Raw genomic sequence first — 18,037 nt, 5'->3', positions numbered from 1 at the left:
AGGAGTGATTCGCGTGGATCGTGTCGCGCTGCGCGGCCTCAAGGCCCGTGGGCACCACGGTGTCTTCCCCCGGGAGCGGGAGGAGGGCCAGACCTTCATCGTGGACCTGGTCCTCGGCCTGGACACCCGCCCCGCGGCAGCCGCCGACGACCTGACGAAGACCGTGCACTACGGCGTGGTCGCGGAAGAGGTCGTCGACGTCGTCGAGGGCGAACCGGTCGACCTGATCGAGACCCTCGCGGAACGCATCGCGCAGCAGTGCCTCACGCACCAGGGGGTCGAGGAGGTCGAGGTCGTGGTGCACAAGCCGGACGCCCCCATCACCGTCCCCTTCGACGACGTGACCGTCACCATCACCCGGAGCCGAGCATGACCGCATTCCCCGAGGGTCAGAGCGATCCGACCGTCCAGCCGGTTCCCGCCGCCGTGGTCGAGCAGGTGGACGCGGCGGACATCACCCTGTCCAACCCCAAACGGGCCGTGATCTCCCTCGGCTCCAACCTCGGCAACCGGCTGGAGACCCTCCAGGGCGCCGTCGACGCCCTGGAGGACACACCCGGGCTGCGGGTCAAAGCCGTCTCCCCGGTCTACGAGACGGAGCCCTGGGGCGTGGAACCCGGCTCCCAGCCGTCGTACTTCAACGCCGTGGTCGTCGTGAAGACGACGCTGCCTCCCTCCTCCCTCCTGGAACGCGGCCAGGCCATCGAGGAGGCCTTCGACCGGGTCCGGGAGGAGCGCTGGGGGCCCCGCACCATCGACGTCGACATCGTGGCGTACGCCGACGTGGTCTCCGACGACCCGCTGCTCACCCTGCCCCACCCGCGCGCCCACGAGCGGGCCTTCGTCCTCGCCCCCTGGCACGACGTGGACCCCGACGCCCAGCTGCCGGGATCCGGACCCGTCGGTGAACTCCTGGAGAGCGTCGGACGTGACGGGGTGCTTCCCCGGGCCGACCTGGAACTCCGCCTCCCCGAGTAGTCGTTAGGCTCGATGACGAACGGAACGACATGGGCGGCGGAGAAGGGCGGCACTCTCGGTGAAGCAACTACGGCTCGGGCCGCTGGCCGGCCTCTTCGCCGGAGCCGGCGTCCTGTCCTGGGGCGGATCCCGCCTCTGGGACGCCCTGGGCACCCTGCCGAGCGTGCCGCTCGCCGCACCCGTCGTACTGGCGGTGATCGCCGTCGTCCTGCTCGCCACCGCGCTGTCGATCCGGTCCCGCCTCCGAGCCCAGCGTGAGCGCCGCCCGGGAGCCAAGGGCATCGAGCCCCTGATGGCGGCCAGGGCGGTGGTCTTCGGCCAGGCCAGTGCGCTCGTCGCGGCGCTGGTCGCCGGGATGTACGGCGGCACGGGCGTCTTCCTGCTCAGCTACCTCGACGTACCACCCCGGCGTGACCAGGCCATCTACGCCGGCTGCGCGGTGCTGGCCGGTGCGGCGGTCGTCGCGGCCGCGATGTTCCTCGAGCGCGTCTGCAAGCTCCCGGAGGACAAGAACGACCGCGGAAACGCCGCCACCGCGGCCTGACACCCACCCCCGCCGGCCGACGGCCCCTCCGGCGGCCTGCGGGTGATCCGCCCGCTCAGCGGGCCCTGAGCCCGGCGGGCCACGAACTCAGCGGGCCATGATGAGGCTCATCGCCTCCGCGCGGGTGGCCGGATCGCGCAGCTGACCGCGCACGGCCGACGTCAGCGTCTTGGCGCCGGGCTTGCGGATCCCCCGCATGGACATGCACATGTGCTCGCACTCGATGACGACGATGACACCGCGCGGCTCCAGGATCGCCATCAGCGACTCGGCGATCTGCGTGGTGAGCCGCTCCTGCACCTGGGGACGCCGGGCGTAGACGTCGACCAGCCGCGCCAGCTTCGACAGCCCGGTGATCTTTCCGCTGGTGGCCGGGATGTACCCGACGTGCGCGACCCCGCGGAACGGCACCAGATGGTGCTCGCACGTGCTGTAGACCTCGATGTCCTTCACCAGGACCATCTCGTCGTGACCGAGGTCGAAGGTGGTCGTCAGAACGTCCTCGGGCTCCTGGTAGAGGCCCGCGAATATCTCCTTGTAGGCACGCGCCACCCGGCCCGGGGTCTCGCGCAGCCCCTCACGGTCCGGGTCCTCTCCGACCGCGATGAGGAGCTCCCGTACGGCGGACTCGGCCCGCTTCTGGTCGAACACGCCGATGGACGTCTGCCCGTCGAGCGTTACCGGGTCGGTCATCTGTGCCTCGTTCCTCTGTGCTGTCACATGCGCGGGGCCGGCCGGGGAATCCCGGAAAAAGGCAGGTCCGGCACAGGCATACGGAAAAGCCGCGCCCCCACAGGCTAGAACCTGGGGGGCGCGGCATCCATTCCGGAAGCTGCGGTGCACCCGTGACGGGGGACACACCTGCTGCGACGGGACGGACCTCAGCTTTCGGGACGTTCCTCCGGGGAGCTGCCGAGGTCCTTCGACGTGATGTCCGGCGGGGCGATCTCCGGAGAGGTACCCGAACCGTTGGCGGTGTTCGCGCCGTTGGTCAGGGCGAGCTCCTTCGGGGAGAGCACCGGCGGACGGGTCGACGGGGTGCGCCGTGCGGAACCGGTCCACGCCGGACGGGCCGGACGCTTCACGATCGGGGCGAAGATCTCGGCGATCTGCTCCTTGCCGAGCGTCTCCTTCTCGAGGAGCTCCAGGACCAGGGCGTCGAGGATGTCGCGGTTCTCGACGAGAATCTCCCACGCGTCGTTGTGCGCGGTCTCGATGAGCTTCTTGACCTCCTCGTCGACGAGCGCCGCGACCTCTTCCGAGTAGTCGCGCTGGTGGCCCATCTCCCGGCCCACGAAGGGCTCGGTGTTGTCGCCGCCGAACTTGATCGCACCGAGCCGCTCGGTCATGCCGTACTGCGTGACCATCGCGCGGGCCGTTGCGGTGGCCTTCTCGATGTCGTTCGCCGCACCGGTCGTCGGGTCGTGGAAGACCAGCTCCTCGGCCGCGCGCCCGCCCAGCATGTACGCGAGCTGGTCGAGCATCTCGTTACGCGTCGTGGAGTACTTGTCCTCCTCCGGGAGCACCATCGTGTAACCGAGGGCACGGCCGCGGGAGAGGATCGTGATCTTGTGGACCGGGTCCGACTGGGGGGAAGCCGCCGCGACCAGGGCGTGTCCGCCCTCGTGGTACGCGGTGATCTTCTTCTCCTTCTCGGACATGATCCGGGTCCGCTTCTGCGGACCCGCCACGACGCGGTCGATGGCCTCGTCGAGCATGTGGTTGTCGATCAGCTTCTTGTTGCTGCGCGCCGTGAGGAGCGCCGCTTCGTTCAGCACGTTCGACAGGTCGGCACCGGTGAAGCCGGGCGTACGACGGGCGACCGCGTTGAGGTCGACGTCGGGGGCCACGGGCTTCCCCTTCTGGTGCACCTTGAGGATCTCCAGGCGGCCCTGCATGTCCGGCCGGTCGACGGCGATCTGCCGGTCGAAGCGTCCGGGGCGCAGCAGCGCCGGGTCCAGGATGTCCGGCCGGTTGGTGGCGGCGATCAGGATGACGCCGCCCTTCACGTCGAAGCCGTCCATCTCGACGAGGAGCTGGTTGAGCGTCTGCTCGCGCTCGTCGTGACCGCCGCCCATGCCCGCACCGCGGTGCCGGCCGACGGCGTCGATCTCGTCGACGAAGACGATCGCCGGAGCGTTCGCCTTGGCCTGCTCGAAGAGGTCACGGACCCGGGAGGCTCCCACACCGACGAACATCTCGACGAAGTCGGAGCCGGAGATCGAGTAGAACGGCACGCCCGCCTCGCCCGCGACGGCGCGGGCGAGCAGCGTCTTGCCCGTGCCGGGGGGCCCGTAGAGCAGGACGCCCTTCGGGATCTTGGCGCCGACTGCCTGGAACTTCGCCGGCTCCTGGAGGAATTCCTTGATCTCGTAGAGTTCCTCGACGGCCTCGTCCGACCCCGCCACGTCGGCGAAGGTCGTCTTCGGCGTGTCCTTGGTGATCAGCTTCGCCTTGGACTTGCCGAACTGCATGACCTTGGAGCCGCCGCCCTGCATCTGGTTCATCAGAAACAGGAAGACGACCACGATCAGGACGAAGGGCAGCAGGGAGAGGAGGATCGAGACGAACGGGGACTGCTTCGACGGCGAGACGGTGTAACCCTTCTCGATGTCACCGCTCTCGAACTTCTTCTGCAGCGTGTCGGCCAGCTCGACGCCCTGGTTGCCGATGTAGCTCGCCTGGAACTTGCTGCCGGACTCGCCCTTGAGCTTTTCCTTGTCCTTCAGCTCGATCTTGAGAATCTGTTCGTCACCGGTGGTCAGCTTGGCCTGCTCCACCTGGTTGTTGCTGATCGCCTGGATCACCTTGCCGGTGTCCACCGTCTTGTAGCCGCCCGACGAGCCGACGACCTGCATCAACACGACCACGGCGAGGACGGCCAGCACGATCCACATGACCGGCCCACGGAAGTATCGCTTCACGTCCATCCATACGGAGCGAAGTCGCCCCGTCCCTCCTGCCCGTAGGTAAATGCTGCTGTGAGAAAAGACTGTTCTTCGGACGGTACCCCAGCATTGTCACCCGAGACCGCAGGGGACGTCTGTCGAACCCGCCTCCGAAGGCTCAACGCCGGGAGAACGGTCAGGGTTCCCCGGAGCCGGCCCCGGTTCGGCGGGTCCCGCCGGGCAGGGGTCAGCCGCCGTAGACGTGCGGGGCGAGCGTGCCGACGAAGGGGAGGTTGCGGTACTTCTCCGCGTAGTCCAGCCCGTAGCCGACGACGAACTCGTTGGGGATGTCGAAGCCGACCCACTTCACGTCGATCGCGACCTTCGCCGCGTCGGGCTTGCGGAGCAGCGTGCAGACCTCCAGGCTCGCCGGTTCCCGGGAGCCGAGGTTGGTCAGCAGCCAGGACAGCGTCAGGCCGGAGTCGATGATGTCCTCGACGATCAGGACGTCCCGGCCCTTGATGTCGGTGTCGAGGTCCTTCAGGATCCGGACGACGCCGGAGGACTGGGTGCCCGCGCCGTACGAGGAGACGGCCATCCAGTCCATGGTGACGGGGGTGGACAGCGCACGCGCCAGGTCCGCCATGACCATCACCGCGCCCTTGAGCACGCCGACGATGAGCAGATCCCTGCCCGCGTACTCCGCGTCGATCTTCGCGGCCAGCTCGACGAGCTTCGCGTCGATCTCTTCCTTGGTGAGGAGCACCGACTGGAGGTCGGCGCCCATGTCCTTCTCGTTCACCCGCGTCTCTTTCTCTGCCTGCCGGACCCGGGCTCTTCCCCGGGACGGGCCGGCCGTTTCGCCTGCACTTCAGCCGCTTGCGCTTCAGCTCTGCCGAATGACCAGTCTGCCACCCTGCCGCAGCGCTTCGACGCGGCCGGGCAGGTTGATGGCGCCCTGGCCGCGCCAGCCGGTGATGAGCCGGTCGACTTCCTCGATGTGGCGGGCGAAGAGCGATCCGGCGGGGGATCCGGCGTCCATGACGGCGCGGCGCAGCACCCGGCGACGCACCGCGGGCGGCAGGACGGAGAGCTTGGCGCATTCGAGCCGCCCGTCGTCGTCGAACACCGAACGGGCCGCCTCGGCGGCCCAGGTGTCCAGTGCGTCGGCGTCGTCACGGGACAGCTGTGCCGTACGGGCGAGGGCCTCCACCACCCCTTTGCCCAGGGCCTTCTCCAGGGCGGGCAGGCCCTCGTGGCGCAGACGGGAGCGGGTGTAGGCGGGATCGGTGTTGTGGGGGTCGTCCCAGACGGGGAGCGACTGGACCAGGCAGGCCTTACGTGCGGTCTGCCGGTCGAGTTGCAGGAAGGGACGGCGGTAGCGGCCGGCGGGCCCGGAGGCGGCCGCCATGCCGGAGAGCGAGCGGATACCGGACCCGCGGGCGAGTCCCAGCAGGACGGTCTCGGCCTGGTCGTCACGGGTGTGGCCGAGGAGGACGGCGGCGGCGCCGTGGCGGTCGGCGGCGGCGTCCAGCGCGGCGTACCGCGCCTCCCGGGCCGCAGCCTCGGGCCCTCCCTCGCGGCCGACGTGCACGGCGACGGCCTCGACCGGGTCGAGCCGCATGGCGGCGAGGCGGGTGACGACCTCGTCGGCGCGGAGCCCGGAGCCGGGCTGGAGGTTGTGGTCGACGGTGATGCCGCCGGCGCGGACGGGAAGCTTGCGGGACTCGAAGGCGAGGGCGGAGGCGAGCGCCATGGAGTCGGCGCCTCCCGAGCAGGCCACGAGTACCAGCGGGGTCTCCGGGCGGTCGGGGAGCGGCGCGCGCCGCCCGCCCGCCCCGGCTTCCGCAAGCTCGGCACGGCCGGCCTGCCCGGGGTGTCGGTTGTATTCGGTGACGACGTCGTGGAGTACGCGGCGGACCGCCAGGCGTATCGCCGCGACCGCAGGATGGGGACCCATGTCCGGTGCCCTTCGGTGAAGTTGTGGGGAGGTGCCTCGGAGTGCCGGAACCCGGGGGTTTCCTCACTCAGAGTGCGTCGATGGTGACAGAACCAAGCTGTTCACCGAGCATTGCACGCCTTCCCATGCCCCTACGCTCCCTCGGATGGGTGATTGGAGGGGCAATCTTCTGCCGTCGCTCAGCCCGTGATCACGAATCGGTCCTGCGGTGCACACGGGCCACCCAGTCCGCGGGAGCCGCGATCTCCGCCTTCGTGGGGAGGGTGTTGGGCGAGGTCCACACCCGGTTGAAGCCGTCCATGCCGACCTCCTCGACCACGGCGCGCACGAACTTCTCGCCGTCGCGGTACTGCCGCAGCTTGGCGTCCAGGCCCAGGAGCTTGCGCAGGGCCAGGTCGAGGCGGCTCGCACCCCGCGCCCGGCGCTGCTGGAACTTCTCCCGGATCTCGGCCACGGAACCCACCACCTCGGGGCCCACCCCGTCCATCACGAAGTCCGCGTGGCCTTCGAGAAGGGACATCACCGCGGTGAGGCGGCCGAGGATCTCGCGCTGGGCGGGCGTCTGGACCACGTCGACGAGGCTGCGCCCGCCGTCCTCGCCCCCTTCCCCCTGCTCGCCCTCGGGGCGGCTGCCTCCTGCGAAGGTCTGGGCCGCCTCGCGGAGGCGTTCCAGCACGGTCATCGGGTCGACGTCCGTCTCGTCGAGGAACGACTGGATCTCGCCCCGCAGGTGGTCGCGGAGCCAGGGCACGCCGGTGAACTGGGTGCGGTGGGTCTCCTCGTGGAGAGCCACCCAGAGCCGGAAGTCGTGAGGTGCGACGTCGAGTTCGCGCTCGACGTGCACGATGTTGGGCGCGACCAGCAGCAGCCTGCCGCCGCCCTCGGCCGACGCGGGGAGATCCCTGGTCGCGGGCGCGAAGGTCTCGTACTGCCCCAGGACGCGGGAGGCCAGGAACGACAGCAGCATGCCCAGCTCGACGCCGGTCACCTTGCCGCCGACCGCGCCGAGCACCATGCCGCCGGGGCCGTTGCCGCGGCGTTCCTGCATCTTGCCCAGCAGGGGGCGCAGCAGTTCGCGGAAGCCGGCCACGTTGGCCCGGATCCAGCCCGTCCGGTCGACCACCAGGACCGGGGTGTCCTCGGGTTCGTGTCCTTCCGGGATCATCCGGGTGAAGGAACGGACGTGTTCCTCGGAGACCTTGGCATGCCGGCGGAGCTCCGCGACGACGGCACGGGCCTCCTCGCGGCTGATCTCGGGACCCGGCCGCACGAATCGTGTCGCGGTCGCGACCGCGAGATTCCAGTCGACCATCTCGGCACCACCGATGCTCGTCATGCGTCAACCGTACGTGAGGCCGCCCGCTCGCGGTGGGGTGTCAGCCGCTCACCCGGTGCCCCGGGTGAGCGCCGTGGCCAGAGCGTCGAGCGTGGCCTCCGCCTCGTGCGGGGAGGTGGTGCCGGAGGCCAGGAAGGCGAAGGCGAGCAGTCTGCCCTGGGCGTCGACCGCCGTCCCGGCGAGCGCGTTCACCCCGGTGAGCGTGCCGGTCTTGGCCCGGATCAGGCCGGTGCCCCGGGACGTCGCGGTGTAGCGGCTGCCCAGGGTGCCGCTGAATCCGGCCACCGGCAGGCCGGTGAGGACCGGGCGCAGTTCGGGATGGTCCGGGCCTGCGGCGAGCGCCAGCAGCCCGGTCAGGAGACCGGCGGTGACCTTGTCGGCCCGGTCGAGACCGCTGCCGTCGGCGAGGTGGGCGCCGGCGACCGGGAGGCCCAGCTTCCTGAGCTGTTCGGTGACGGCGAGCCGTCCTCCGGCGAAGGAGGCCGGTTTGCCCGCCTTCAGGGCGGTCTGCCGGGCCAGGGCTTCGGCGATGTCGTTGTCGCTGTTGGTCAGGGCGCGCTCGACCAGGGCGGAGAGCGGCGGGGACCGATGGGTGGCCACGGTGGTGGAGCCGGCCGCGGCCCGGCCGGCGGAGGGGGCCGGACGGGTGGCGACCCCGGCGTCGCCGAGCAGGTCCGCGAAGGTGCGGGCCGCGTCCTCGGCCGGGTCGCCGGTGCGGGGCGCCGGACCCTTGTCGCTGCCGTCGAGCCGGCCCTCGTCGACCATGAGCGCGCTGACGGGCGCGATGTTCTCGTTGGGGCCGATGCGGTGCAGGGCGGGGCCCGCGTAGCGCGAGGTGTCGTACGTCAGGGAGACGGCGCCGGGGCCGCTCGCCCGCAGGGCGCGTGCGGTGCCGGCGGCGAGGCCGCGCAGGGCGGCCTCGTCGAGGGTGGGGTCGCCGCCGCCGACGAGGGTGACCGTCTTCGCGTCCTTCGACAGCCGGACGGTGGTGGCGATGCGGTGACCCGGCCCCAGGGCGGAGAGCGCGGCCGCGGTGGTGGCGAGCTTCACGGTGGAGGCGGGGGTCATGGGCCTGGTGGCGCCGCGCGCGTACACCTGCTTGCCGGTGGCCGTGTCGACGACGACGGCGGTCCGCAGGGGACCGAGGCCCGGCCCGTCCAGCAGGGGCGTGAGGGCGGCCGCCAGGCCGCCGCCGGCGGTGGGCTCCTTCAGGTCCCGCGGGGTCCCCAGGGGGGTCAGGACCGCGGGGGCGCTGGCCGCGGGTCCGGGGACCCGGGGCGCCGCTTCGTGATGTGCGCCACCTGAGCGCACACTGGCGGCCGCCCGGTGCTGCTCGGCCTTACGCTGACCGGAGTCCCAGGGACCGGCGGCGAGGACGGCCCCGGCGGCGACCACCAGGCCGAGCACCGCGGAGCCTGCGACGAACCGCCGGTCGTCCGGAGCGCCGCCCCGCAGTGGGCGCATCGGTCCTTTCCACCCGCCCCACCGGCTCAACGGTTCGTCCGTCGGTCCATCCACCGGCTCGGCCACCGTTGACCAGCCCCTTTCGCGAGCACTCGTCTGCGTGAGGGACACTTAACCACCAGTCGTATGTGTTGATCATGGAGGAGCCACCCGTGGAGTTCGACGTCACCATCGAGATCCCGAAGGGTTCGCGGAACAAGTACGAGGTGGACCACGAGACCGGTCGGATCCGCCTGGACCGTCGACTCTTCACCTCGACCAGCTACCCGGCCGACTACGGCTTCGTCGAGAACACCCTCGGCGAGGACGGCGACCCGCTGGACGCGCTGGTCATCCTTGACGAGCCGACGTTCCCCGGATGCCTCATCAAGTGCCGCGCCATCGGCATGTTCCGGATGACCGACGAGGCCGGCGGCGACGACAAGCTGCTGTGCGTCCCGGCGTCCGACCCCCGGGTGGAGCACCTGCGCGACATCCACCACGTGTCGGAGTTCGACCGCCTCGAGATCCAGCACTTCTTCGAGGTCTACAAGGACCTGGAGCCGGGCAAGTCCGTCGAGGGTGCCGACTGGGTCGGCCGCGCCGAGGCCGAGGCCGAGATCGAGGCCTCCTACAAGCGTCTCCAGGCCAAGGGCGACGCCCACTGACGGGATCCCGTCCCCTTCCGCTTACGGGCGGACGGCGCGGATCGCGACGCTCCGGGCCCACGGGCCCCGCTGACCGTACGTAGGACGGGCGGCGCACCCTCACCGGTGCGCCGCCCGTCGCGCGTGGCGGGCCATGCCCGTGTCCATACTGGGCAGAAGCGCTCCCAGGACGCGTGGTCGAGCAAGGAACGAGGTCGAGTGGTGGCGGAACAGGGCGGTCCCGAGGACCAGAAGCCCCAGTCCGACGAGGCACGCAGCGCGTTCGTCCCACCGGCCGGTGTGGAGCAGCCCGCCGCCCAGTCGGAGGACGACCACCCCACGTCGGAGTTCGCCGTTCCGGCAGGTCTGCACACCGATCCGCCGTCGGCGTCCGGTCCGGGGCCGGGTTCCGCTTCCGGCTCCGGCGGGGGTACGGGCGGCGAGCCGCTCGGCTCCGCCTTCGTCCCGCCGAGCGGGTACAGCGCGCAGCACCAGCCACCCGCCTTCACCCCCGCGCAGGGCATTCCCATGGTCCGGCTGACCAAGGAAGCGCCCTGGCAGGACCGGATGCGGACGATGCTGCGCATGCCCGTGTTCGAGCGGCCGGCGCCCGAGATCGTGCAGAAGACCGACGACTCGGGCCCGGCCGTACCGCGCGTGCTCGACCTGACCCTGCGTATCGGGGAACTGCTGCTGGCGGGCGGGGAGGGCGCCGAGGACGTGGAGGCGGCCATGTTCGCGGTGTCGCGCTCCTACGGGCTCGACCGGTGTGAGCCGACGGTCACCTTCACCCTGCTGTCCATCTCGCACCAGCCGTCCCTGGTCGACGACCCGGTCACCGCGAGCCGCACCGTACGCCGCCGGGGCACGGACTACACCCGGCTGGCCGCGGTGTTCCGGCTCATCGACGACATCACCAGCATCGAGCACGTCGAGGTCTCCCTGGAGGAGGCCTACCGCCGCCTCGCCGAGATCCGCCGCAACCGGCACCCGTACCCCGGCTGGGCTCTGACGGCAGCTGCCGGACTGCTGGCCGGCTCGGCGTCGGTGCTGGTCGGCGGCGGTGTGCTGGTCTTCATCGTGGCGGCGGCGGGCGCCATGCTCGGGGACCGGCTGGCCTGGCTCTGCGCGGGCCGGGGACTCCCCGAGTTCTACCAGTTCATGGCCGCGGCGATGCCGCCCGCGGCGATGGGCATCGCGCTGACTCTCACCCATTCGACCGATGTGCGGCCGTCCGCGGTGATCACCGGTGGACTGTTCGCGCTGCTCCCCGGGCGGGCCCTGGTCGCCGGTGTGCAGGACGGGCTGACGGGTTACTACATCACCGCGGGGGCCCGGCTCCTGGAAGTCATGTACTTCTTCATCGGCATCGTCGCCGGGGTGCTTCTGATGCTGTACCTGGGGGTGCAGCTGGGTGCCCAGCTGAACCCGGAGGCGCGGTTCGTGGCCAACGACCGGCCGGTACTGCAGATCCTGGTGTCGATGACGCTGACCCTCGCCTTCGCCGTCCTGCTCCAGCAGGAGCGCTCCACGGTGCTGGCGGTGACGCTCAACGGGGGCGTGGCCTGGGTCGTCTTCGGGGCGATGGCCCGGACCGGCAACATCTCCCCGGTGGCCGCGACGGCGGTGGCGGCCGGCCTGGTCGGTCTGTTCGGCCAGCTGTTCTCGCGTTACCGGTACACCTCGTCGCTGCCCTACATCACGGCGGCGATCGGTCCGCTGCTGCCCGGTTCGGCGACGTACTTCGGTCTGCTGGGTGTGGCGCAGAACCAGGTGACCACCGGGCTCGCCTCGCTCACCACCGCCGTGGCGACTGCGCTGGCCATCGCCATCGGGGTGAACCTGGGGAGCGAGATCTCACGGCTGTTCATGCGGGTGCCCGGCGGTGTCGAGGGCGGCCCGTCCCGCCGGGCCGCCAAGAGGACGCGCGGCTTCTGACACGCGGACGGCGCCTCGCCCCCGCGAGGGGACGGGGCGCCGTCGTGCGGCTGCGTGAGGTCAGCGCCTGTCCTGCCACCCGTACGAGCCGGCGTCGCCCTCCTGGTCGTCGCCGTACGGAGCTGCCTGGCCGTCGCCGTACCGGCCCTGGCCGCCGTGGCCGTTCCCGTACGGCCCCTGACCCTGGGCGTGTCCGTACTGCCCCTGCCCCTGGGCGGGTCCGTACTGCCCCGGATCCTGGGCCTGTCCGTACTGCCCCTGGCCGTACCGGCCCTGGTCACCGCCGTACTGGCCTTGGCCGTACTGGCCCTGTCCGTCCCCGTACGGAGCTGCGGGGGTGGCGCCGTACGGGCCCTGGCCCTGTCCGTTCCCGTACTGCCCCTGCGGCCGGCCCTGGCCGTTCCCGTACGGGTTCGGCCCGCCGTTGCCGTACGGGTCCTGCTGGTACTGACCGCCGTTCCCGTACGGCCCCTGCCGGTCGCTGCCGTAGGGGGGCTGGGCGTTGCCGTACTGCGGGCCGTCGCCGTGCGGAGCGGCCTGGACGCTGCCGTACGGGTCGGCCTGGCCGGCGCCGTACGGTCCTGCCTCCGGGGCTGCGCCGTACGGACCGGCGTGGTACCCGGAGCCGTACGGGCCGGTGTCCTGGCCGTGAGCGGCGGGGCCGCCGTCCGACGGGTCCCCGTCCGTCTCCCGCTGCTCCCCGGCGGCCGCCGCCTTCTTCGACCGTCCGCGGGCCCGCAGGAACTCGATCAGGATCGGCACCACGGAGATCAGGACGATCAGGATGAGGATCAGCTCGATGTGCTCGTGCACGAAGGCGATCTTGCCGAGTGCCGCTCCGAGCAGCGTCACCCCGACGCCCCAGAGCACGCCACCGATGATGTTGTACGTGATGAAGGAGCGGTAGTTCATCCGGCTCACACCGGCGATGATCGGTGTGAACGTCCGGACGATGGGCACGAAGCGGGCCAGCACCAGCGACTTCGGCCCGTACTTCTCGAAGAAATCGTGGGCCTTCTCGACGTTCTCCTGTTTGAAGAGCCGGGAATCAGGGCGCCTGAAGAGGGCCGGGCCCACCTTGCGGCCGAAGAGGTAGCCGACCTGGTCACCGATGATCGCGGCGAGCGCGACCAGGGTGCAGACCAGCCAGAGCGGGTATTTCAGGTCTCCCGTCGTCACCAGCAGGCCCGTGGTGAACAGCAGGGAGTCGCCGGGCAGGAAGAAGCCGATCAGCAGGCCGGACTCGGCGAAGACGATGAGCAGCAGGCCGGGAAGCCCGAAGGTGTTGAGCAGGTAATCCGGGTCCAGCCAGCTCGGTCCGAGCGCAAGCGTATTCAAGGGTCCGGGCTCCAGGATCGATCGATGGCGGCTGCGTGGCCGCCCCAAGCTATCAACGCCCCGGAACGACTCTGGGTTCCAGTGGCGTAGCCAATGATGCGCACGGCCCGAACCGGGGTGAGGCTGACCCCAGGAGGTGCCACGTCATGGGCATTGAGGATTACGGCGGCGGCCAGCCACCGCAGGCGGACGTGCTGGTCGTCACGACGAACGACATCCCGGGCCACCAGGTGACCCAGGTCATCGGTGAGGTCTTCGGGCTGACCGTGCGGTCGCGGCACATCGGCAGCCAGATCGGCGCCGGCCTGAAGTCCTTGGTGGGCGGAGAGCTGAAGGGTCTGACCAAGACCCTGGTCGAGACCCGCAACCAGGCCCTGGAGCGGCTCGTCGAGCAGGCCAGGGCGCGCGGCGCCAACGCGGTGCTGATGACGCGCTTCGACGTCAGCGAGGCGGCCGACGTGGGCACGGAGATCTGCGCCTACGGGACCGCGGCCGTCGTCAGCAGGTCCTGAACCCTCCCACGCCTCGGCCGCCCCTCCCTCACCTCCCCCGGAGACTTCCATGCCCACGTCCGTGAACCTCGCCGTCGTCTACTACTCGTCCACCGGCACCATCTCCACGATCGCCAAGGCCATCGCCGGGGACGCGGAGCGGGCCGGTGCGCAGGTGCGGCTGCGCAAGGCCGCCGAGCTCGCCCCGCAGGCCGCCGTCGACTCCAACCCCGCCTGGGCCGCCCACGCCGAGGCGACCGCCGACATCCCCGAGGTCTCACCGGACGACATGGTCTGGGCCGACGCGGTGATCCTCGGCACGCCGACCCGGTACGGGAACGTCACCGCCCAGCTCAAGCAGTTCCTCGACACCCTGGGCGGCCTCTGGCAGGCGGGACAGCTCGCCGACAAGGTGTACAGCGGCTTCACCGCCAGCAGCACGGCGCACGGCGGCCAGGAGTCCACGCTGCTCGCCCTCTACAACACGGTCCACCACTTCGGCGGCATCCTGGTCACCCCCGGTTACACCGACCCGTCGAAGTTCACCGACGGCAACCCCTACGGCACCTCGCACGTGTCGGGTCAGGGCGACATCCCGGTCGGCGAGGTGACCCTGACCGCCGCCCGCGTCCAGGCCCAGCGGGTCGTGAGATTCACCCGGGCCCTCAAGACAGGCCTCGCGGCCGGGAACTGAAGGGAACCACTCCGATGCCGCTCCACCAGGGATCGCACGGCCGCGCACGGTCCGAGGAACACCGAAGACTCGCCCTCAACCCGTTCTTCGGGGAGGCGGACCCGGCCGCGCCGATGTCGGCGGCACCGCCCACCCACCGCCTTCCCGACGGTCCGCTGCCACCCTCGACCGCCTATCGGCTCGTCCACGACGAGCTGATGCTCGACGGCAACGCCCGGCTCAACCTGGCGACGTTCGTCACCACCTGGATGGAGCCCCAGGCCGGTGTGCTCATGGCCGAGTGCCGTGACAAGAACATGATCGACAAGGACGAGTACCCGCGTACCGCCGAGCTGGAACGGCGCTGTGTGGCGATGCTCGCCGACCTCTGGAACGCCCCCGACCCGGCGGCCGCGGTCGGCTGTTCGACCACCGGATCCAGCGAGGCCTGCATGCTGGCGGGTCTGGCGCTCAAGCGGCGCTGGTCGGCCAGGAACGCCGACCGCTACCCGGCGACCGCCCGGCCCAACCTCGTCATGGGCATCAACGTCCAGGTGTGCTGGGACAAGTTCTGCACGTACTGGGAGGTGGAGCCCCGCCAGGTGCCGATGGAGGGTGATCGCTTCCACCTGGACCCGCGGGCGGCCGCCGACCTCTGCGACGAGAACACCATCGGTGTCGTCGGCGTCCTCGGCTCGACCTTCGACGGCTCCTACGAGCCGATCGCCGACCTCTGTGCCGCTCTCGACGAGCTCCAGGAGCGCACGGGGCTCGACATCCCCGTCCATGTGGACGGCGCGTCCGGGGCGATGATCGCCCCCTTCCTCGACGAGGAACTGGCCTGGGACTTCCGGCTCCCGCGGGTCTCCTCGATCAACACGTCGGGCCACAAGTACGGCCTCGTATACCCGGGCGTGGGGTGGGCCCTGTGGCGCTCATCGGCCGAGCTCCCCGAAGAGCTGGTCTTCCGGGTCAACTACCTGGGCGGCGACATGCCGACCTTCGCACTGAACTTCTCCCGGCCGGGCGCACAGGTGGTGGCGCAGTACTACACGTTCCTGCGACTCGGACGGAACGGCTACCGGGCCGTCCAGCAGGCGTCGCGGGACATCGCGGTCGGACTCGCCCGGCGCATCGAGTCCCTGGGCGACTTCCGGCTGCTGAGCCGGGGCGACGAACTCCCGGTGTTCACCCTGACGACCGCCCCCGACGTCCGGGCCTACGACGTCTTCGACGTGTCGAGGCGGCTGCGCGAACGCGGCTGGCTGGTGCCCGCCTACACCTTCCCCGCCAACCGCCAGGACCTCTCGGTCCTGCGGGTGGTGTGCCGCAACGGGTTCTCCTCGGACCTCGCGGAGCTCCTGCTGGAGGATCTGCGCAGGCTCCTGCCGGAACTGCGGTCGCAACCCCACCCCATGACGAGCAACCGGGGGACCCGGACGGCCTTCCACCACTGACCTCCGGCCGGCGACGGGGACGCGGCTCAGCCGTCGTCGCCCGGGTCGGGGACACCCGTCGCGTAGGGGTTCTCCCGGCCTTCCGGGAGAACCCCCACGAACGGCTCGCCCTCCCCCGCGAACGTGTACGCCCCCGCCTCGATCCGGGCGATCAGACCCCGGGTCCACTCGGCTCCCGCGTCCGCCGTGTGGACCCACAGGCGCATGATCTCGCCGATGTGCCCGAGCGCCTCCGGGCCCTCGGCGGGCGTGTAGTGCTCCGTGACCGAGGCCCGCCAGCCCTCGATGGCGGCGACCCTCTCCCGGAGCAGCGACACCGACTCGGCGCGCTCCAGGTCGACGATGAACCCGATGCCCGCCGAGAGCACGTCCATACCCTGGTCGTAGGAGGTCAGGGCCGTGCGCAACAGGGCCAGGAACTCCTCGTGGCCCTTCCGGGTGATCTCGTACTCCGTGCGGGGCGGGCCCCCGGCCGTGGAAGGGGCGGTCTCGTGCGCCACGAGCAGCCCCTGCCGGGCCATCTGCTTGAGCGCGTGGTAGATCGAACCCGGCTTGGCGTTGGACCACTCGTGGGCGCCCCAGTACTCCAGGTCGTTACGGACCTGATAGCCGTGCGCGCGGCCGTGCTGGCGTACGGCACCGAGGACGAGGAGCCGGATCGCGGACATACCACCCCCACCCTTGTCAACAAGTGTGATCAGGGTATCCCGCGTCCTCGGCGACCGGATCGAAGGCCGTCCTCCCCACGCAGCGAGCGCTCCGAGCAGCTCTCCTCCGGGAACCGGGCGCACGGCGGAGCGCTCGGTGCCGCCTGCCCGGTCACCGCACGGACCCGGCGGGTCGGTCACCGGCCTCGACGCCGGAACTCAGAAGGGGAAGTCCGTCCGCCCGTGCTGAACCGAGATCCATTGCCGGGTGGTGAAGGCCTCCACGGCGGCCTCGCCGTTCAGCCGGCCCGTGCCGGACATCCTCTCGCCGCCGAACGCGGCCAGCGGGTCGTCCTGGACGGTGGAGTCGTTGACGTGGAACGTCCCGCTCGTGATGCGCCGGGCGAACCGCACGCCCCGCTCGGTGTTCGCCGTGTGCACGGCCCCGCTCAGGCCGTGGGGGCTGTCGTTGACGATGCGGACGGCGTCGTCCTCGCCCTCGAACGGCATCAGCAGGGCCACGGGGCCGAATATCTCCTGCGTCAGCAGCGGCGAGCCGTGGGGCAGCCCGGTCAGCACCGTCGGCTCGACGAGACTGCCGCGGGTACGCCCCCGGACGAGCGCGGTGGCGCCGGAGGCCAGTGCCTCCTCGACCAGCGCCGTGAGCGCGTCGGCCTGGAACTCGCTGATGACCGGGCCGATCCTGGTGTCCGGATCGCGCGGGTCACCGGCCTGGAGGGCGGACACCTCGGCGGTGAACCGCTCGGTGAACTCCGCTTCCACGGACCGGTCCACCAGAATGCGATTGGCGGCCATGCCGACCTGGCCCTGGTAGAGGAAGCGGCTGAAGACGGCCGCCCGGACCGCGTAGTCGATGTCGGCGTCCTCCAGCACGACCAGCGCGCTGTTGCCGCTCAGTTCGAGGATGGTCTTCTTGAACAGGCCGGCGGCGGTCGCGGCGATATGCCGGCCGACCCGGTCCGAACCGGTGAAGGAGATCACCTTGGGCACCGGGTGGTCGATGAACGTGTCACCGATCTCGGCGCTGTCGGTGATCAGGACGTTCAGCAGTCCGGCGGGCAGCCCGGCGTCCTCGAATATCCTGGCCGCCAGTCCGCCGCCGACGACCGGGGCGTTCTGGTGAGGTTTCACCACGACCGCGTTGCCGAGCGCCAGAGCGGGGGCCACGGTCTTCATGGTGACCAGGAAAGGGAAGTTGAAGGCGCTGATGACGCCCACGACGCCGACGGGCATCCGGTAGAGCCGGTTCTCCTTGCCGTCCACGGCGGAGGGCAGCAGAAGACCCTCAGGACGGAGTGCCAGCCCGGCCGCCGCACGGAGGAAGTCCCGGGCGGCCCGCACCTCGTACTCGGCCCGGAAACGGGTACCGCCGAGTTCGTCGATGATCATTTCGACGATGTCGTCCGCACGTTCCCCGACGACACGCTCGGCGTTCTCGAGGACGTGCCGGCGCCGGTGCGGCGGTACCGCGGCCCACTCGCGCTGCGCGCGCCGGGCGGCGCGATAGGCGAGATCGACCTCCGCGGCCGTCGCCACGGTGACGGAGCAGAGCTTTTCCCCGTTGTAGGGATTGAAATCGATGATGTCCCACGAGCCGCTGCCGTTCAGCCACTCGCCGTCGATGTACTGGTGGGCCAGTTCATTGAAGAAGGACATGCAATCCCTTCAATCCCTCA

Annotated in this window: 17 protein-coding genes; 8 read left to right on the top strand and 9 right to left on the bottom strand. The window is 70.8% G+C overall.

All coding sequences use genetic code 11. From position 1 onward, the window contains the following. The first annotated feature begins 13 nt into the window (after nucleotides 1–13). The 3 genes from folB to BA175_RS16030 are packed head-to-tail and all read left to right on the top strand — an operon-like array spanning nucleotide 14 to nucleotide 1,522. Entirely contained in the window at nucleotides 14–373 is a 360-nt protein-coding gene (gene folB, locus BA175_RS16040; protein WP_069171939.1) for a dihydroneopterin aldolase, read from the top strand. Beyond that, nucleotides 370–978, top strand: a complete 609-nt coding sequence (folK, locus tag BA175_RS16035) for a 2-amino-4-hydroxy-6-hydroxymethyldihydropteridine diphosphokinase (protein WP_069171938.1) — start codon at nucleotides 370–372, stop codon at nucleotides 976–978. Before folB ends, folK begins: the two co-directional genes overlap by 4 nt. A 58-nt stretch (nucleotides 979–1,036) precedes the next feature. Continuing rightward, entirely contained in the window at nucleotides 1,037–1,522 is a 486-nt protein-coding gene (locus BA175_RS16030) for a DUF3180 domain-containing protein (protein ID WP_069171937.1), read from the top strand. 87 nt (nucleotides 1,523–1,609) lie between these two features. On the opposite strand, the gene folE is transcribed toward BA175_RS16030, so the two are convergent. The 6 genes from folE to dacB all read right to left on the bottom strand — a co-directional run bounded on the left by folE (nucleotide 1,610) and on the right by dacB (nucleotide 9,236). After that, the gene (folE, locus tag BA175_RS16025) at nucleotides 1,610–2,215 is read right to left on the bottom strand and encodes a GTP cyclohydrolase I FolE (RefSeq protein ID WP_069171936.1); all 606 of its coding nucleotides are present in this window, start codon (nucleotides 2,213–2,215) and stop codon (nucleotides 1,610–1,612) included. A 188-nt stretch (nucleotides 2,216–2,403) separates the two neighbouring features. Beyond that, complete coding sequence (gene ftsH, locus BA175_RS16020) at nucleotides 2,404–4,452, bottom strand: ATP-dependent zinc metalloprotease FtsH (RefSeq protein WP_069171935.1); 2,049 nt, start codon at nucleotides 4,450–4,452, stop codon at nucleotides 2,404–2,406. Between the two features lie 205 nt (nucleotides 4,453–4,657). Beyond that, nucleotides 4,658–5,197, bottom strand: coding sequence for a hypoxanthine phosphoribosyltransferase (hpt, locus tag BA175_RS16015; protein WP_069172153.1), 540 nt, complete (start codon nucleotides 5,195–5,197; stop codon nucleotides 4,658–4,660). Nucleotides 5,198–5,296: 99 nt separating this feature from the next. Next, nucleotides 5,297–6,370, bottom strand: a complete 1,074-nt coding sequence (tilS, locus tag BA175_RS16010) for a tRNA lysidine(34) synthetase TilS (RefSeq protein WP_069171934.1) — start codon at nucleotides 6,368–6,370, stop codon at nucleotides 5,297–5,299. Nucleotides 6,371–6,560: 190 nt separating this feature from the next. Next, nucleotides 6,561–7,706, bottom strand: a complete 1,146-nt coding sequence (locus tag BA175_RS16005) for a zinc-dependent metalloprotease (protein WP_069171933.1) — start codon at nucleotides 7,704–7,706, stop codon at nucleotides 6,561–6,563. Nucleotides 7,707–7,754: 48 nt separating this feature from the next. Next, nucleotides 7,755–9,236, bottom strand: a complete 1,482-nt coding sequence (dacB, locus tag BA175_RS16000) for a D-alanyl-D-alanine carboxypeptidase/D-alanyl-D-alanine endopeptidase (protein WP_069171932.1) — start codon at nucleotides 9,234–9,236, stop codon at nucleotides 7,755–7,757. Nucleotides 9,237–9,322: 86 nt separating this feature from the next. Between dacB and BA175_RS15995 the strand changes: the two genes are divergently transcribed. Together BA175_RS15995 and BA175_RS15990 are read left to right on the top strand one after the other, a co-directional pair. After that, nucleotides 9,323–9,817: an inorganic diphosphatase gene (locus tag BA175_RS15995; RefSeq protein WP_069171931.1), complete on the top strand. Its 495-nt coding sequence runs from the start codon at nucleotides 9,323–9,325 to the stop codon at nucleotides 9,815–9,817. Between the two features lie 198 nt (nucleotides 9,818–10,015). Then, nucleotides 10,016–11,734 carry a threonine/serine ThrE exporter family protein gene (locus BA175_RS15990; protein ID WP_069171930.1) on the top strand — a complete coding sequence of 573 codons (1,719 nt, stop codon included), beginning with the start codon at nucleotides 10,016–10,018 and terminating at the stop codon, nucleotides 11,732–11,734. Between the two features lie 60 nt (nucleotides 11,735–11,794). Here BA175_RS15990 and BA175_RS15985 read toward each other — a convergent pair whose 3' ends face one another. Beyond that, nucleotides 11,795–13,072, bottom strand: coding sequence for a VTT domain-containing protein (locus BA175_RS15985; protein WP_069171929.1), 1,278 nt, complete (start codon nucleotides 13,070–13,072; stop codon nucleotides 11,795–11,797). A gap of 146 nt (nucleotides 13,073–13,218) precedes the next feature. Between BA175_RS15985 and BA175_RS15980 the strand changes: the two genes are divergently transcribed. The 3 genes from BA175_RS15980 to BA175_RS15970 are packed head-to-tail and all read left to right on the top strand — an operon-like array spanning nucleotide 13,219 to nucleotide 15,693. Next, entirely contained in the window at nucleotides 13,219–13,584 is a 366-nt protein-coding gene (locus BA175_RS15980; RefSeq protein ID WP_069171928.1) for a YbjQ family protein, read from the top strand. A 49-nt stretch (nucleotides 13,585–13,633) separates the two neighbouring features. Next, on the top strand, nucleotides 13,634–14,257 hold the full coding sequence (wrbA, locus tag BA175_RS15975; protein ID WP_069171927.1) for an NAD(P)H:quinone oxidoreductase: 624 nt from the start codon (nucleotides 13,634–13,636) through the stop codon (nucleotides 14,255–14,257). Between the two features lie 14 nt (nucleotides 14,258–14,271). Beyond that, nucleotides 14,272–15,693 (top strand): glutamate decarboxylase, encoded by a 1,422-nt coding sequence (locus BA175_RS15970; RefSeq protein ID WP_069171926.1) that lies wholly within the window; start codon nucleotides 14,272–14,274, stop codon nucleotides 15,691–15,693. A 26-nt stretch (nucleotides 15,694–15,719) separates the two neighbouring features. On the opposite strand, the gene BA175_RS15965 is transcribed toward BA175_RS15970, so the two are convergent. Both BA175_RS15965 and BA175_RS15960 read right to left on the bottom strand, forming a co-directional pair. Then, on the bottom strand, nucleotides 15,720–16,361 hold the full coding sequence (locus BA175_RS15965) for a PadR family transcriptional regulator (RefSeq protein ID WP_069171925.1): 642 nt from the start codon (nucleotides 16,359–16,361) through the stop codon (nucleotides 15,720–15,722). A gap of 198 nt (nucleotides 16,362–16,559) precedes the next feature. Beyond that, the gene (locus tag BA175_RS15960; RefSeq protein WP_069171924.1) at nucleotides 16,560–18,017 is read right to left on the bottom strand and encodes an aldehyde dehydrogenase family protein; all 1,458 of its coding nucleotides are present in this window, start codon (nucleotides 18,015–18,017) and stop codon (nucleotides 16,560–16,562) included. Nucleotides 18,018–18,037 lie beyond the last annotated feature (20 nt).

Source organism: Streptomyces griseus (assembly GCF_001715295.1).
In the GTDB taxonomy this organism is placed as follows: Bacteria; Actinomycetota; Actinomycetes; order Streptomycetales; family Streptomycetaceae; genus Streptomyces; species Streptomyces griseus_G.
The sequence above is the reverse complement of the archived record's forward strand: the minus strand, read 5'-3'. Positions and strand labels throughout refer to the sequence as shown.